14 protein-coding genes and 2 tRNA genes are annotated in these 15,243 nt (G+C 42.5%); 11 read left to right on the top strand and 5 right to left on the bottom strand.

Annotated features, from left to right (window positions below; all coding sequences use genetic code 11):
* The first annotated feature begins 68 nt into the window (after positions 1 to 68).
* The 7 genes from I4Q58_RS07375 to I4Q58_RS07405 all read left to right on the top strand — a co-directional run bounded on the left by I4Q58_RS07375 (position 69) and on the right by I4Q58_RS07405 (position 5,609).
* Complete coding sequence (locus tag I4Q58_RS07375) at positions 69 to 1,721, top strand: S8 family serine peptidase (protein WP_203295245.1); 1,653 nt, start codon at positions 69 to 71, stop codon at positions 1,719 to 1,721.
* Between the two features lie 159 nt (positions 1,722 to 1,880).
* Positions 1,881 to 1,954: transfer RNA gene (locus tag I4Q58_RS07380), tRNA-Asn, on the top strand.
* Positions 1,955 to 2,199: 245 nt separating this feature from the next.
* Positions 2,200 to 3,093 carry an SdiA-regulated domain-containing protein gene (locus tag I4Q58_RS07385; RefSeq protein WP_203295246.1) on the top strand — a complete coding sequence of 298 codons (894 nt, stop codon included), beginning with the start codon at positions 2,200 to 2,202 and terminating at the stop codon, positions 3,091 to 3,093.
* Positions 3,086 to 3,784, top strand: a complete 699-nt coding sequence (locus tag I4Q58_RS07390) for a TVP38/TMEM64 family protein (RefSeq protein WP_203295247.1) — start codon at positions 3,086 to 3,088, stop codon at positions 3,782 to 3,784. Before I4Q58_RS07385 ends, I4Q58_RS07390 begins: the two co-directional genes overlap by 8 nt.
* Positions 3,785 to 3,856: 72 nt before the next feature.
* Positions 3,857 to 3,928: transfer RNA gene (locus I4Q58_RS07395), tRNA-Arg, on the top strand.
* A gap of 182 nt (positions 3,929 to 4,110) precedes the next feature.
* Positions 4,111 to 4,509, top strand: coding sequence for a hypothetical protein (locus I4Q58_RS07400; protein ID WP_203295248.1), 399 nt, complete (start codon positions 4,111 to 4,113; stop codon positions 4,507 to 4,509).
* A complete protein-coding gene (locus I4Q58_RS07405) occupies positions 4,506 to 5,609 on the top strand; it encodes a hypothetical protein (protein ID WP_203295249.1) in 1,104 nt (367 codons plus the stop codon). The genes I4Q58_RS07400 and I4Q58_RS07405 overlap by 4 nt, the downstream gene beginning before the upstream one ends.
* Here I4Q58_RS07405 and I4Q58_RS07410 read toward each other — a convergent pair.
* The gene (locus I4Q58_RS07410; RefSeq protein WP_203295250.1) at positions 5,606 to 6,556 is read right to left on the bottom strand and encodes an NAD-dependent epimerase/dehydratase family protein; all 951 of its coding nucleotides are present in this window, start codon (positions 6,554 to 6,556) and stop codon (positions 5,606 to 5,608) included. The genes I4Q58_RS07405 and I4Q58_RS07410 overlap by 4 nt on opposite strands.
* A gap of 108 nt (positions 6,557 to 6,664) precedes the next feature.
* On the opposite strand from I4Q58_RS07410, the gene I4Q58_RS07415 reads away from it, so the two are divergent.
* Entirely contained in the window at positions 6,665 to 7,255 is a 591-nt protein-coding gene (locus I4Q58_RS07415; RefSeq protein WP_203295251.1) for a hypothetical protein, read from the top strand.
* Between the two features lie 59 nt (positions 7,256 to 7,314).
* Positions 7,315 to 9,384 carry a M13 family metallopeptidase gene (locus I4Q58_RS07420; protein WP_203295252.1) on the top strand — a complete coding sequence of 690 codons (2,070 nt, stop codon included), beginning with the start codon at positions 7,315 to 7,317 and terminating at the stop codon, positions 9,382 to 9,384.
* Between the two features lie 34 nt (positions 9,385 to 9,418).
* Here the strand turns inward: I4Q58_RS07420 and I4Q58_RS07425 are convergent, their stop codons facing one another.
* The 3 genes from I4Q58_RS07425 to I4Q58_RS07435 are packed head-to-tail and all read right to left on the bottom strand — an operon-like array spanning position 9,419 to position 11,546.
* Positions 9,419 to 10,330 (bottom strand): DMT family transporter, encoded by a 912-nt coding sequence (locus I4Q58_RS07425; RefSeq protein WP_203295253.1) that lies wholly within the window; start codon positions 10,328 to 10,330, stop codon positions 9,419 to 9,421.
* A 3-nt stretch (positions 10,331 to 10,333) separates the two neighbouring features.
* Positions 10,334 to 10,687, bottom strand: a complete 354-nt coding sequence (locus I4Q58_RS07430; RefSeq protein ID WP_203295254.1) for an arsenate reductase family protein — start codon at positions 10,685 to 10,687, stop codon at positions 10,334 to 10,336.
* Between the two features lie 10 nt (positions 10,688 to 10,697).
* Positions 10,698 to 11,546: a DUF3298 and DUF4163 domain-containing protein gene (locus I4Q58_RS07435; protein ID WP_203295255.1), complete on the bottom strand. Its 849-nt coding sequence runs from the start codon at positions 11,544 to 11,546 to the stop codon at positions 10,698 to 10,700.
* A gap of 37 nt (positions 11,547 to 11,583) precedes the next feature.
* Here I4Q58_RS07435 and I4Q58_RS07440 point away from each other — a divergent pair, with 37 nt between their 5' ends.
* Complete coding sequence (locus I4Q58_RS07440; protein WP_203295256.1) at positions 11,584 to 12,726, top strand: cystathionine gamma-synthase; 1,143 nt, start codon at positions 11,584 to 11,586, stop codon at positions 12,724 to 12,726.
* Positions 12,727 to 12,788: 62 nt separating this feature from the next.
* Here the strand turns inward: I4Q58_RS07440 and I4Q58_RS07445 are convergent, their stop codons facing one another.
* The gene (locus I4Q58_RS07445; RefSeq protein ID WP_236002856.1) at positions 12,789 to 13,589 is read right to left on the bottom strand and encodes a THC0290_0291 family protein; all 801 of its coding nucleotides are present in this window, start codon (positions 13,587 to 13,589) and stop codon (positions 12,789 to 12,791) included.
* Positions 13,590 to 13,857: 268 nt separating this feature from the next.
* On the opposite strand from I4Q58_RS07445, the gene gdhA reads away from it, so the two are divergent.
* Entirely contained in the window at positions 13,858 to 15,201 is a 1,344-nt protein-coding gene (gene gdhA, locus I4Q58_RS07450; RefSeq protein ID WP_203295257.1) for an NADP-specific glutamate dehydrogenase, read from the top strand.
* Positions 15,202 to 15,243: the final 42 nt, after the last annotated feature.

Here is a 15,243-nt window from a genome sequence, read left to right on the forward strand (position 1 = left end):
ATTAAAACTGCTTTTCAATGCTTTGGACCATTTTTATTCAATTTATAACCTAATAAATCAATCATTTTATGAGATTACTTTTATTCTTTCTAACTGTATTTGTTGCTGTCACAGGCCTTTCGCAACAAGAATACACCTATTCTTCCAATAGTTTTTTCGTGAAGCTGAAGCCTGAATTTAATGAACGTGGGCTATCACCTGAAGCCAAATTCTCAACCAACCAATTCCGAACCATCCTGGAGGGTGTGGAAACAGAATCGATACGTTTAACAGGTAATCGCAAAAATGAGGATACCTATGTTTTTTACTTGAAGGAGGGGCAAGATCTTTCAACCGTTATCGATAAAATGAAAAATACCGATCGCTTTGAATATGTTGAACAAAATGTAGTGGGAATAGGTGGCGGACAAAAATTTGAAGTTCCAATTTCCATGAGTACGATCCCGAACGACGCTTTGTTTGGTCGACAGTGGGGTATGTACAACGATGGAACGTTCACGCTTTCGGATGCAGAAGAAGGAGTCGACATCGATATGGAGAATGCGTGGGATATCGAAACAGGTAGTAGCGATTTGGTAATCGCCGTATTGGATTCTGGCGTGAAATACGACCACCCCGAGCTAGCCGGAAGACTTTGGACAAATGAAGATGAGGTGATGGACGGCACCGATACCGATGGTAACGGATATATAGATGACGTGAATGGATGGAACTTTGCATACGGTACCAATGATGGAACGGATGATGTAGGCCATGGCACAAACATTATTGGATTGCTGGCAAGCAATAGCGATAATGGAACGGCTTACGCTGGAATCAACTGGAGCTGTAAGGTAATGAACGTTAAAATGCTGAATTCAGACAACGCATATTTGAGCGGTGCCTGGGCAGTAGATGCCATTTATTATGCTGTCGATAATGGTGCTGATATCATCAATATGTCGTGGGGTGGTGGTGCCTTTACACCCTTACAGGAGGCAATACAGTATGCAGCTTCCAATGGAGTGGTTTTAACGGCCTGTATGATGAATTTCGATAATGACACGCCGTTCTATCCCGCCGCGTACCCAGAAACAATAGCGGTAGGTGCTATCGACCCTGACGGCGATCGGTCCTCGCCTTTCTTTTGGAGTGCTACCAGTGGCAGTAACTACGGGCCTCATATCGATTTAATAGCGCCAGGGAACTATACCTACAATATTACACATACTTCAAATTCAAATTATAATGTTTATTGGGGTGGAACATCGCAAGCCGCTCCACACGCAGCCGGCGTCGCATCTTTACTATTGGCACAGAATCCATCCTTAACACCTTCCCAAGTTCGTGATGCTCTCAATAACACAGCCGATGATGAAACTGGAGATCCTTCCGAGGATACAGCAGGCTTCGATATTTACTATGGAAATGGTCGGTTGAATGCCTTTAAGGCATTGCAAGAGGTGTTGTCCACCCCGAGATATAATACATCAGATGTTACCGTATACCCTAATCCGGTAGCTACCTCAGGAAGAGTCTTTATTTATGATGATACGTTTAAGATAAAGGAAGTAAGTGTGACGGGACTGTTAGGAAATGAAATACTAAAAGCAGATGTGGTAGTGCAGGGAAATACATCTTACTTTGAAACGAATAATCTTTCGGCAGGACTTTATCTGCTAACCTTTTTAGATGCTGAAGGAAGCCGCATAGGCACTCAAAAGCTATTGGTTTCAAACTAGAGAAAAACGCGCCTTTTACTAAATTGGAATCAAGGTCGCAAAAAGTGTGTTTTTTGTTTTGGTGAAATCAAAAATTAGGTATATTTGCACCCGCCTACGCAATCATTAGGTTGTTTTGGCGGGTGTTTTCTTCGGAAAAACATTGTTTAAAAGACATAATCCTCCATAGCTCAGTTGGTTAGAGCACCTGACTGTTAATCAGGGTGTCGCTGGTTCGAGTCCAGCTGGAGGAGCGAAGCGACGACAGAGCCTCTTACGAAAGTGAGAGGCTTTTTTTCTTAGAAAAAATTGGACGAGAACCTGCCCGCCCGCAAAGGCGGGGTCTGTGCCGCACGAGATGCGGGAAGTCCAGCGAGACAATGAATGTGCTTTATGGAGTACTTAATTCGTAAGGCGAAGTGCTGACAGCGCTATCCAACACAAGAGGTCTTCATATTTAGAAGATTCTTAACACCGCTTCCCATCAAAAAGTAGTAATATGTTCAAAACTACTAATGTGAAGAAATTTCTGATACTTACTGGCTTAACGGTAACAATTGTCGGTCTTTCCGTCTGGTTCTTTTATTCCTTTAAGGCGAAGAACGAACACGACGCCAAACTTCAAACCTATTCCATAGAACAAAAATGGGAGCTTCCATCTGTCCTAGCCGAAGTATCCGGTCTTGCCTGGTATAAGGAGAATGTCATTATCTGTATTCAAGATGAAGAAGGGGTGCTTTTCTTCTACAATATTGAAACTTCCAAAATTGAAAAAGAAGTATCCTTCGCGGGCAGTGGCGATTATGAAGGACTTACGTTATTCGGTGATACGGTCTTCGTAACAACAAGCGATGGCGATATCTATGAAATTACCAATTTTACAGAAGCGGAACCTACTGTAAAACAATACGATACTCCTTTTTTCAAAAACAGCGATATCGAAAGCGTCGCGGCAGATAATAAGAACAATAGGCTTCTCCTAATTCCAAAAGGGAAAAGTCTACTAAAACAAGAAGAATATAAAGGGATTTATGCATTCGATGTTACGACCAAGAAAATGGATACGGTGCCGATTGTAAAACTCTACTTCAACGACCCTATTTTTGAGGATATTGACTTACTTGATGATGTACATTATCTCACGCCCTCGGAAATAGGCGTTCATCCCGAAACCAGAGAGCTGTACCTTTTAGAAACAGGGAGCCCTAAACTAATAGAGCTTACCAAGGATGGTGAATTTAAAAGAATTCATCACCTGAGTAGGGAAGATTTCTCACAACCGGAAGGACTTACCTTTTCACCCGATGGCACGATGTATATCTCTAATGAAGGCTCCGATGGTCCGCCCAATATTTTGAAAGTGCGTTTAAAAGAACCTACAGTTGATGAGTAAGCAAGACAACAAAAAATCCGATAAAAATCGCTTGCCCTTATACTTGTCAGGAGCCTTAATAATCGGACTTGTGGCGAGTTACTTTATCTTTCCATCGGTATCCGATTTTTTCGATGAAGCCTGGCAAGTGCTTACCAGTGGCGACGAACAACGGGTAAATGAATGGATAAGCGGATTTGGTTGGTTAGGTCCTATCGTTTTAGTACTAGCAATGGTCGCCCAAATGTTTCTAATCATTGTCCCCACCGTCGTGTTGATGGTGGTTTCCATCCTAGCATACGGTCCTATCTGGGGTAGTTTACTAGTGTTGGTGGCTGTTTTTGCAGCTTCTTCCGTGGGGTATGCCATAGGTAATTATTTCGGTGAAGCCCTAATAGAAAATGTAATCGGTCGGAAAACAGAATCAAAAATTGAGGATTTTCTGGAAAACTATGGCTTTTGGGCTATTGTAATTACTAGAATCAATCCATTTCTTTCGAACGATGCCATTAGTTTTGTAGCTGGTATTCTCGGGATGGGCTATTGGCGTTTTATCGCCGCCACCTTGGTTGGGATTGCTCCCCTGACATTCCTTATCGCGATTTTGGGTGAAACAACCGATAGCCTAAAAAACGGTCTGCTGTGGGGCTCTGGAATTAGTCTAGTTATTTTCTTGGCCTATGTGTATTGGGATAAAAAACGAAAGAAGTAATTTTAGTTTCCTTTAGGTCTCGTACCTGCTTGCCGGAAGGCAGGGTTCAATAAAATAGTTACAAACTACTTTGGCCCTATAGTTCAAGGGATAGAACGAAAGTTTCCTAAACTTTAAATCCAGGTTCGAGTCCTGGTAGGGTCACGAAGTGAGCGTGCCAGGCGAGAAGCCTGTGCCGAGCCCGTCGAGGTGAGTCCTGGTAGGGTCACGAAGTGAGCGTGCCAGGCGAGAAGCCCGTGCTATATTCAGATTTTCAGTCCTTTACCCCGTCTTCAATTAAATTTCATTTTCTATCTTTAGCATAGCAAACCAAAATCTTCAAGGGTATGGCGATACAAACCTATGAGGTCGGAACGACCTCTAACCCGATAAAAGTACAAGTGGAAGTTGGTATCGATGCCATCGCCCACACAACTATCTACATCATCAAGGGAAGTGATTGGAACCATGTCGTAGACTCGCTCGACGATGCCAACGGCGATGTTCCGCTTACACCCATTTCAACGGCGGTCGACTTGGTCGGAAAAACACTTTACGTTCAGATCACCCTAAATTTTGAAAATATCGATCCGCCAAATCGTGAGGCAGCTCTCGAAAATATGGTATTGTATTACACACTTACCGGTGGTCCCAATGGAGCAAGGGCATTTTCAAAAGTCGACAATACGTCAGTTGAAGATGGTTTTGAAATGGTGTATCTAGACAAACGAATCAAATTGATATGAGATATTTCATCGTCATCTTCCTAAGTATATTCACTATTACATCCGCTCAGACCGAATTCTCGTTGGAGGACTTGGAAATGCCGGAATCGCCTGCTTTTGTTTTGCTGGATGAAGCGCCGTCTATAATTACAAGACCTAATTCAAGTCAGGCACTTGCCCTTCATATACTACAGAATTTTGAAGGGTCGCTCTTTAACGATATCGCCGTCTCTTTTACGCCGTATTGGTTTATCAAGGATAAAGACAAAAATCCGCTTCGCTATTACGGTATCACTGCTGAAGGTGAACAAAATCCTTTTTCAAAACTGAATAAAGTAACCATTTCAGCAGCCTACAATAAAACGGACGATAGCATTACCAATGTAGCCCTAGGTGCACGCGTTACTTTGTTTGAACTAAAACGTCAATCGGATGTACTAGATTTGCAGACCGCCCATAACGAAGCAGTTGCCTACACAAAAATAGTGTCGAACCTTCGCATTGCCTTTCAACAGGAATCAGGAATGATACCGGGAGAGGATGGTTTCGATGAAGCATTTGCAGCCTATAAAACGGAAAAACTTCAAAATTTTGAACGCGATAGTATCACTATTTTGGATGTCCTACACCGAAAGCCCATGCTTGCCATAGATGCAGCTGTTGGCTATAACCACCGGTTTTCCGGCGATACGTTCAACAATGGTGAAACTGCACGTTTTGGGGCTTGGACTACCGCAGTCTTTTCCTCCTATTTAAATCCTTCCGCTTCCAAGAATTACCTAAATATTTATGCCTTTGCGAGATACCTTCATGATGAAACCTTGATGTCACCATTGCTAAACGATAATGAAGAGATCGAATCCTTCGATCTTGGCATTAAAGCCGAATTTGAATTCGAACGACTCACTTTTGGGTATGAATACATCAGTCGAAGTGGCGATGGCGATACGTATCGCTCGGCAGGTAACATCGGCTATCGGCTCTCCGATGCTTTATACCTTTCCGGAACTTTCGGGAATAATTTTGGTGAAACAGATGATCTAATCACCCTCTTCGGTATCCGTTGGGGCTTTTCAACCGATGGGCAACAGCTTCCGTTAGAAGATACCCTTCAGAACTAATCGTTTCGCTTCTTTAGGTTTTTGATGATTTCAGCCGTCATATCCGCCAACGAATATTCATGTTGCCATCCCCAATCGTTTCGTGCTTCAGAATCGTCGATACTACTCGGCCAGCTATCCGCGATTTCCTGTCGGAAATCGGGTTCATATTCAATAGAAAAATCAGGAATATGCACTTTGATGCTTTCTGCAATTTCCTCTGGAGCAAAGCTCATCGCACTGAGGTTATAGGCGCTGCGCACTTTAATTTTTTCAGCTGGCGCGTCCATTAAATCGACCGTCGCCCGAATAGCATCATCCATAAACATCATGGGTAAGGCTGTGCCTTCTTTCAAAAATGATACATAACGACCATGCTTTAAGGCCTTATGATAAATATCCACGGCATAATCGGTCGTACCACCACCTGGAGGCGTTTTATAACTAATCAACCCAGGATACCGTAAACTTCGAACATCTACGCCATACTTGCGATGGTAGTATTCGCACCAACGCTCACCAGTTTGTTTGCTTATACCATATACCGTAGTCGGTTCCATGATGGTTTGTTGAGGCGTATCATGTTTTGGGGTGCTAGGGCCAAATACAGCGATGCTGCTGGGCCAAAACAATTTTTCTATTTTTCCTTCTTTTGCTAGCTTCAGAACATTGAAAAGTGATGTCATATTTAGATTCCACGCTTTCATAGGGAACTTCTCCCCGGTAGCGGATAGCATGGCGGCCATCATATAGACATCGGTAATTTCGTATCGAATAACCACGTCTTCGATAGCCTCGGCATCCATGGCATCTACGATTTCAAAAGGTCCTGCTACCATCAAGTCATCGTCGCCTTCACGAATATCGCTTGCAATCACTTTGTGGGAACCATATTTATCTCGTAAATAACTACACAATTCGGTGCCTATTTGACCGCTGGCACCTATAATCAATATTCTTTTTTTCATAGCATTGGTAAAAGGGCGATAAAGATACTAATTCTATCATGCACTCCTTCAATATTGCTTCAGCATTGTAGTAGAAGCCTTATATTTGTAGTGTTCAAGGACGCAAGCATGAAAATACTCTTTATTGTCTCACTTTTATTCCTGGGAATACTCGTTTCTTGTGACGATCAGAATGAAACGGTCTCACAGGAAGCTACGGATATTGAAACACAGGAAATGAGTTTTACTACCGAAGCGTATTCCTTGCCAAAAGTTTCACCCTCCGTTCAGGAGTTAACCAGCGAATGGGGAGCGTTTGAAGATTTTGAAGCGGAAGTAAAGCGACTCCGAAATCCGACCCTCGCCGAACTAAGGGAAGAAAGCGACCGTTTGCTAACGCGAACCGATTCCCTTCAAAAGAAAATACCCGATACCTTATTTACCAAGCCCGTAGAAGCACGCGTTAGAGTCACCTTCACACGTGCAAAATTGTTGTATCAGGAAGCCTATAGAATTCCGCCAGATTCCGCTGCGGTACAAAATGCATTAAAGGAGATGTTCGATGCTGCCAGCCATTTAATCACTCAACTGAACGAAAAAATTCAAAAGGACGCTATAGATTTACAACGGGTTGAAAGTGAACAGGAAGAGATTAAAAAACAACGCAGAAAGCGCGATTCAATCCTTCAATTGGAAATACAGGATAATTCTGGTGGTTAACATGTAACATTTTCAATTTAAAAAGACTTATTAATACCTATTATACTAAACTAAAAACGATGAAACGAACACTTATTACAGCCGCATTTTCTTTTGGGGCCTTTGTTTTTGCTGTTTCCAGTTGTGGCGACAAAGACAAGGACATGGCGAAGGCCGAGAAAGAGGAGCGCGGTATTATTCTGTCCAATATGGACACCACAGTTGCACCAAGTGAAGATTTCTATTCGTACGTGAATGGAAATTGGATGAAGAACACTGAAATTCCTGAAGATGAAACCCGTTGGGGCGGCTTTAACGTGCTGCGGAAAACTACTGCAAAAGATGTATTGAACATCATGAATGCCGCTAAGGAAAGCGGAAAGTATGCAGACGATACGGATCAGGCGAAAGCATTGATGATCTTCGAATCGGAACTGGATACCGTTGCGCGGAATGAAGCGGGCATCAAGCCACTTCAGCCAGCATTGGATAAAATTGAGAGTATTTCTTCAGTAGAAGACTTCCAAAAAGTAATGACCGAAGATGCAGTTGAAATTTCACAGCCGTTTTTCGGAATAGCAGCCTTTTCAAATCCGAACAATAGTGCGATGAACGTCGCGTATATCACACCCGGTGGACTTGGACTGCCAGATCGTGATTACTATTTGAACGAGGATCCGAAATCAGTCGAAATTCGCGAAGAGTACGTAAACCACATTACACGAATGCTTCAGTCTTTGGGCGATTCGGAAGAAGAAGCACGTCAGCAAGCTGAAACCATCCTTGCCTTCGAAACGAAATTGGCCGAGCCTCGACTAGACAAGGTGGCCAGTCGCGATTTCAGAAACTTCAACAATCCGCGTTCTATGCAGGAGATCCAAAAAATGGTGCCTGCTATTTCTTGGGAAAAGGCTTTCGACGACCTTGGTGTTGAAAAGGAATTGGATACCGTAATGGCCATGCAGCCAAAATACATGAAGGAAGCACAAGATATCATGAGCAAAGGTGATATCGAAACCTGGAAAACCGTAATGCGTTGGCAGACCTTGAACGATGCAGCTGGAATGCTTTCTACTGAAATCGAAAAAGCAAATTGGGATTTCTACAGTAAATACCTTAATGGACTTGAAAAGCAAAAACCTGCCGATGAGCGTGCCTTGCAAACCGTAAACCGTAGTGTTGGTGAAGCCGTTGGACAGTTGTATGTAGATGAAATGTTTCCTCCCGAGGCAAAAGCAAAGGCGGAGAATATGATCGCTAATATTATTGACGCCTATAAAACGCGTATCCAAAACTTAGAATGGATGAGCGATAGCACGAAGACTAAAGCCATCCAAAAACTGGATAAGTTTACGGTTAAGATTGGCTATCCTGATAAATGGGAAGATTTTTCAGAATTAGGCGTGAAGTCGGGAAATAGCTATTATGAAAACATGATGGCGGTTAACGAATGGCAGCTTAAGGATAACCTTTCAAAAATCAACGAGCCGGTAGATCGTACCGAATGGGGCATGTCGCCACAAACGGTGAATGCTTATTTCAATCCGTTCAATAACGAAATCGTATTCCCAGCGGCTATTCTTCAACCACCATTCTACGATTACAAAGCTGATGAAGCCGTAAATTACGGTGGAATTGGAGCGGTAATTGGCCATGAAATTTCTCATGCCTTCGATGATAGCGGTTCTCGATTCGATTCTGACGGTAACCTTGTAAACTGGTGGAGCGACAAAGACTTGGAGGAATTTACCAAGCGTGGTGAAAAATTAGCTGAACAATACAGCAATATTGAAGTATTGGATAGCGTATTCATCAACGGTAAATTTACGTTGGGTGAAAACATCGGTGACCTTGGCGGCTTATTAGGAGCCTACGATGGTCTGCAGCGTTACTATGAAGAAAATGGACGTCCTGGAGAAATCGACGGATTAACGCCAGAACAGCGTTTCTTTATGAGCTGGGCAACCGTTTGGAGAACCAAGCAGCGTGATGAAGCGCTTCGCGAACAGATCAAAACCGATCCACACTCGCCAGGTCGTTACCGTGCTACGCAGCCTTTGGTCAATATCGATGCCTTCTATGAAGCATTTGATATTAAAGAAGGCGATCCTATGTACGTAGCTCCTGAAGACCGCGTACGTATTTGGTAAAAATCATGTAAATGAAAGGAAGAACCCACAGTGTTTACTGTGGGTTTTTTTGTATCCGTTTTCCACGAGGCTTCCGGGTGGAAAGAAAAACCCCAGTGAAAATCAAGGCTGCCGCTACGATGCGTAAGGGCGTCAGTTTATCGGCGCCAGCCAAAATCGCGATGAAGGCGGCCAACACCGGCTGCAAATAGATAAAGGCTCCAATGGTGGACGGACTAAGCTGTTTTAACGCATAAATATTGAAGAGATAGGTCAAAAAGGTGGTTCCAATCACTACAAAGGCCAACTGCCACACCGATGAATAGGAAAGCGATGCCCAATTCACCTCAGAAAATTGTGCAAATCCGACGGGCAGATTGATCAGCAAAGCGAATAGAAAGAAAAACTTCATCAACGTAATCGAACTGTATTTTGCGACGAGAGGCTTCACGATGATTAGGTATATAGAATAAGAAGCCGCATTCACGATAAACAGTAAATTTCCCAATGGAATGTTCGGTGCATTGGGTTGTTCCTGTATTCCAAAGAGAATCAAAACTAGGGCACCTGCCAAACCAATGGCTATTCCCAAGGCCTTGCGAACCGTAATTCTTTCTTTTAGAAAGAAAGCAGAAAGTACCAAAAGCAATACGGGCGATAATGTAATTACAACCGAACTGTTTATGGGAGTACTTAGCTGCAAGCCTTTAAAAAACATATTCATGTTCAATACCATACCGAAGATGGCACAGGCTACGATTCGAAGCCAATCCTTTTTGTCAACTTTTTCTGAAGGAAGGAAAAGCGAAATGAGCCAAAACAAAATAGCGGCTCCTCCTACCCGCAATAAAATAAAGCCAAACGGTCCGATGACATCTGGCATCAGGCCTTTGGCGATGGTATGATTGGCACCGTAAATAGCACTAGCGGCAAATGCTGCGAGTAAGGCCCATGCCCGTTGCCCCATGAGTTAGTTCGTTAAGGATTTTTTAGCGGCTTCGACCGTTTTTTTGCTATTTCCGATAAAGATTTCATCGTTGTTTACAATAACCGGTCGCTTTAAAAAAGTATAATGTTCCATCAGTAAATTCTTGAAATCCTCTTCCAACAATTCCTGATCTTTCAAGTTTCGTTCACGATATAAACGCGCTCTTTTGCTAAACAAGGCTTCATAGCTTCCTGATAAATTTTGCAATTCCTCTAATTCTTCACCCGAAATACCTTGCTCCTTGATATCCTGTTTTATAAAGGCATCGCCTAGTTCCAACTCATTCATAATGCGTTTGCAGGTATCGCACGTGCTTAAATAATATACTTTTTTCATGGTGAAATATTTAAGGGATTATTGATAGAAAGGGTTGCACTTCTGAAATTGGAATCTGTATTTCTATAGCACCTTCGGCATAGCTGGCAATATCGTAGGCGTTATAATGCAAAATGACATTATTTTTGGTGAAACCGATACTTTGTGGTAATTGAAAGGTGTCGTTTTCAAACCAAAATCCAGTGCTGTTTATACTTGCATCGGAAGGAATATCCTTTTCTTTTCTGAAGTATTCTTCTGCTACGCTAATGAAGCCAGCTTCATCTTCTAGCAGCGCTTCATTTGAAAGCAAAGTGCCTTCTGCTACATCGAAATTAGCAAATTGTACGGAGCCATATCCATGGGCGCCACCCGTGAATTTATATTGCTGTAGTTCTAAGCAAATCATATTTTCTGTATGCACTAAAGGTTCCACTGAAATTTCAGCAACATATTCAGCTGTAATATCGGGATAGTCATGCTTATGATCGCGATATGCTAAAACAAATTCTTCGGCTGCCTTTTCAATGGTAGTGGCGCGTGGATTGCTTTCTTCACCCAAAAACAACGATGCGATAATAAAATCCTGTATGCGCGTGTTGATGGCTTTATCTAGTTCGGTGTTTCCTTCGGCTTTTACAGCATTAATTGTGATTTCAGAACAAGGGTCATCGGTACAGATACCTAATTCGCTTTCCGTGAACTGCTCCTCTTGAAAGCTAATTTCAGGTGCGTCCGAACAGGCTGTAATTATGAGCAGTAGAAGAAAAACAAAACGAAGATTCATCGTCATGGTATGCGTATCGTTTTTAGGGGTTTCTGAAGTGAAACCGCTACCTTTGTGCTCAAAAGTAACAAGAATCGAAACGGCCTGTTCCAAAAATTATGGTAAAAGGCCGAAAAAATTGCAAATTCCTATGAAATTCAACACAAAAGCAATACATGGTGGTCAGCATGATATAGACCCAGCCTATGGTAGCGTAATGCCACCGATTTATCAAACAAGCACCTATAGCCAAAGTACTCCTGGTGGACATAAGGGATTCGAATATTCCCGTAGCGGAAATCCAACACGTGCCGCTTTGGAGCGTGCCTTAGCCAGTATTGAAAACGGCGAATTCGGACTTGCCTTCGGAAGTGGACTTGCGGCTATCGATGCTGTGATGAAATTGTTGAAACCGGGGGATGAAGTGGTTTCAACAAACGATTTATACGGAGGTACCTACCGTTTGTTTAGTACCATCTTTAAGGATTTCGGTATAAAGTTTCACTTCATCGGAATGGAAAATGCCGAAAATATTGAAGAGTATGTAAATGATAATACCAAACTCATCTGGGTAGAAACACCCACCAATCCGATGATGAACATTATCGATATCGAGGCATGCGCCAAGATTGCCAAAAAACACGATGTCCTATTGGCGGTCGATAATACTTTTGCGACGCCCTACCTACAACAGCCTTTAGATATGGGTGCCGATATTGTGATGCACTCTGCCACTAAATATTTGGGCGGTCATAGCGATGTGGTAATGGGCTCTTTGGTAGTGAAAGAGAAAAGCCTTGCCGAACGTTTGCTTTTTATCCAAAATGCGTCGGGAGCGGTCTGCGGTCCGCAGGATAGCTTTTTAGTACTTCGTGGCCTGAAAACATTGCATGTTCGTATGCAACGTCATTGCGAAAACGGAAAAATGGTTGCCGAGTACCTCAACAATCACCCTAAGATTGAAAAGGTTTATTGGCCAGGCCTTAGTTCACATCCAAACCATGATATTGCCAAGAAGCAGATGAAGGATTTCGGTGGAATGGTATCCTTTACTACAAAAGGAAACAACTACAAGGATGCGATTGCCATTGTCGAGCGATTGAAGGTATTCACTTTGGCGGAAAGCTTAGGAGGTGTTGAAAGCCTCGCGGGTCATCCGGCAAGTATGACGCATGCTAGTATTCCTAAGGAAGAACGTGAAAAAACGGGCGTTGTTGATAGTTTGATCCGATTGAGTGTCGGAATCGAGGACGGCGACGACCTAATAGAGGATTTAAAGCAAGCCATTGGCTAGTGAACAGTCAAAAAAAGAAAAGGCGGGAAATCCCCGCCTTTTTTAATGCTTTCATCTGGTTTTTAATCTAGATAATAGATGTAACCGATATTTAACCAGTACATCCAGTCGTTTGCTTTATTCTCAGGAACAGGAACTTCGCCATTATTGTCCAAACTAGGGTTTAGACCATCTACCCAATCGCTAAAATAGTATTGCCAGCGGCTGTCCAACATCAAATCGCTAAGAGGTGTTAGTTTATAGCGAATACCAACGCTCATGACGATCGACCACGTTGAATCCGGTTCCTGTTGGAAGGCATTCTCGTATTTTTGAGGTGTGGAAATAGGACTATTAAGATTTCCCAATTCCGAGTATACTTCAGGGTCATAGCTTACCCAATGGATACCAAAACTTGCAAAGGGTGCAATTTTGTAGGACCCTGCATCGAAGTCACGAATACTCAAGGGGAAATATTCCAATTGCGAACCAATATCGAAAACGGTAGTAGAACCTTTCATCGCTCGAAGCTGTTCGGCAAAATACGAGGTTTTATCAGGCGCCACCCATTCACCAAAATGTTCAAGACTGGTTTTATGGAAGTCGATTTCATTTCGAACCTTGAAGTGGTCGTTAAAGTAGGTATCACGAGTGTAGCAATTACAATCGGCGCGATAGGAGAAGTTTAGGTAATGAACAATTCCTACCCCAAAGCCCACATTTCCTTTATTAGTATCGAAGTCGTTTCGCTGCCCAAAATCAGAATATAAGGCAACGGGCCCAGTGATTATACCCAACTCGTGGGAGAATCCAAATTGACCGTAACTGTCTTTACCAGAAAGCAAAAGGAGGCAAAATACCATGAACAATAATCTGGTATTCATCGTATAACAGGTTTAGTTTGAGACAAAGCAAATATATGAAAACATATGAAACGCGGAAATATTAGCTTCATATTTCGCTTATTTATAAAAAATTAACGTCCATATCAGCCTATAACAATTATATTTGCACCCTAGTAACGAAAACGTTTTCATAAAAGTATTTGAAAGCTGCTAAATTCGTTGAATTACATAGTATTTTAGAAACATAATACGTTTTAAATCATAGTTTTACGTAGCCCTTTAACAGGGGCGCAAAAGTTTTGAACAGATGAAGCAAAGTATTAAAGATTTTATTGCTGAAGTAGAAAAAAATAATCCTAACGAGCCTGAATTTATGCAGGCGGTAACCGAAGTTGCCGAGACCGTTATCCCGTTTATCGAAAAGAATGAACGCTACCAAAACAAAATGTTATTGGAGCGAATGGTAGAACCGGAACGAACGATCTTGTTTCGTGTGCCATGGACCGATGATGAAGGAAATATTCAAGTGAATAAAGGATATCGTGTCGAGTTTAACTCTGCTATTGGGCCGTACAAAGGAGGATTGCGTTTTCACCCATCGGTTAACCTAAGCATCCTGAAATTTTTAGGGTTTGAACAAGTTTTTAAAAACAGCCTTACAACGCTTCCTATGGGTGGTGGTAAAGGAGGTTCTAACTTCAACCCAAAGGGAAAAAGCGACAATGAAATCATGCGTTTCTGTCAAAGCTTTATGACCGAACTGGCTAAGCATATAGGTCCTGATACCGATGTTCCTGCAGGTGATATTGGTGTTGGTGGACGCGAAATCGGATATATGTTCGGACAGTACAAGCGTCTGCGAAATGAATTTACCGGTGTACTTACCGGAAAGGGACTTTCTTACGGTGGCTCCTTGATCCGTCCTGAAGCTACAGGCTACGGAAATGTGTACTTTGCTAAAAACATGTTGGAAACACAAGGTGAAAGTTTCAAGGGAAAAACGATTGTTATTTCCGGTTCTGGAAACGTCGCCCAATATGCCGCTGAAAAAGCTACCGAGCTCGGTGGTAAAGTGGTTACTATGTCTGACTCTTCTGGTTATATATATGACGAAGAAGGCATCAATCAAGAGAAATTGGCCTTTATCATGGAGTTGAAGAATGAAAAGAGAGGCCGTATTAAGGAATATGTAGATAAGTACCCATCTGCGAAGTATCATGAAGGCGATCGTCCATGGGGCGAAAAATGTGATATTGCACTTCCTTGTGCCACTCAGAATGAGTTGAATGGGGAGGAAGCAAAAACACTGGTAGACAATGGATGTATGTGTGTGGGTGAAGGTGCCAATATGCCCTGTACTCCAGAAGCGATTGAAGTATTCCATAAAGCAAAAATTCTTTTCTCTCCAGGAAAAGCTTCCAACGCAGGTGGCGTGGCAACCTCTGGTTTAGAGATGTCGCAAAACTCCCTTCGTTTAAGCTGGACCGCGAAAGAAGTAGACGAAAAGCTTCACGGTATTATGAATGATATCCATGCCGCATGTGTTAAATATGGAAAAGATGGCGATGGATATGTAGACTACGTAAAAGGAGCTAACATTGCAGGCTTCGTAAAAGTAGCCGACGCAATGCTAGCACAAGGCGTGGTGTAAACGTCATTTTTTAAAGTTATATGAAAGACTGTTTCACATTTC

Origin of the sequence: Luteirhabdus pelagi, from assembly GCF_016827595.1 — a bacterium.
GTDB classification, from domain to species: domain Bacteria; phylum Bacteroidota; class Bacteroidia; order Flavobacteriales; family Flavobacteriaceae; genus Luteirhabdus; species Luteirhabdus pelagi.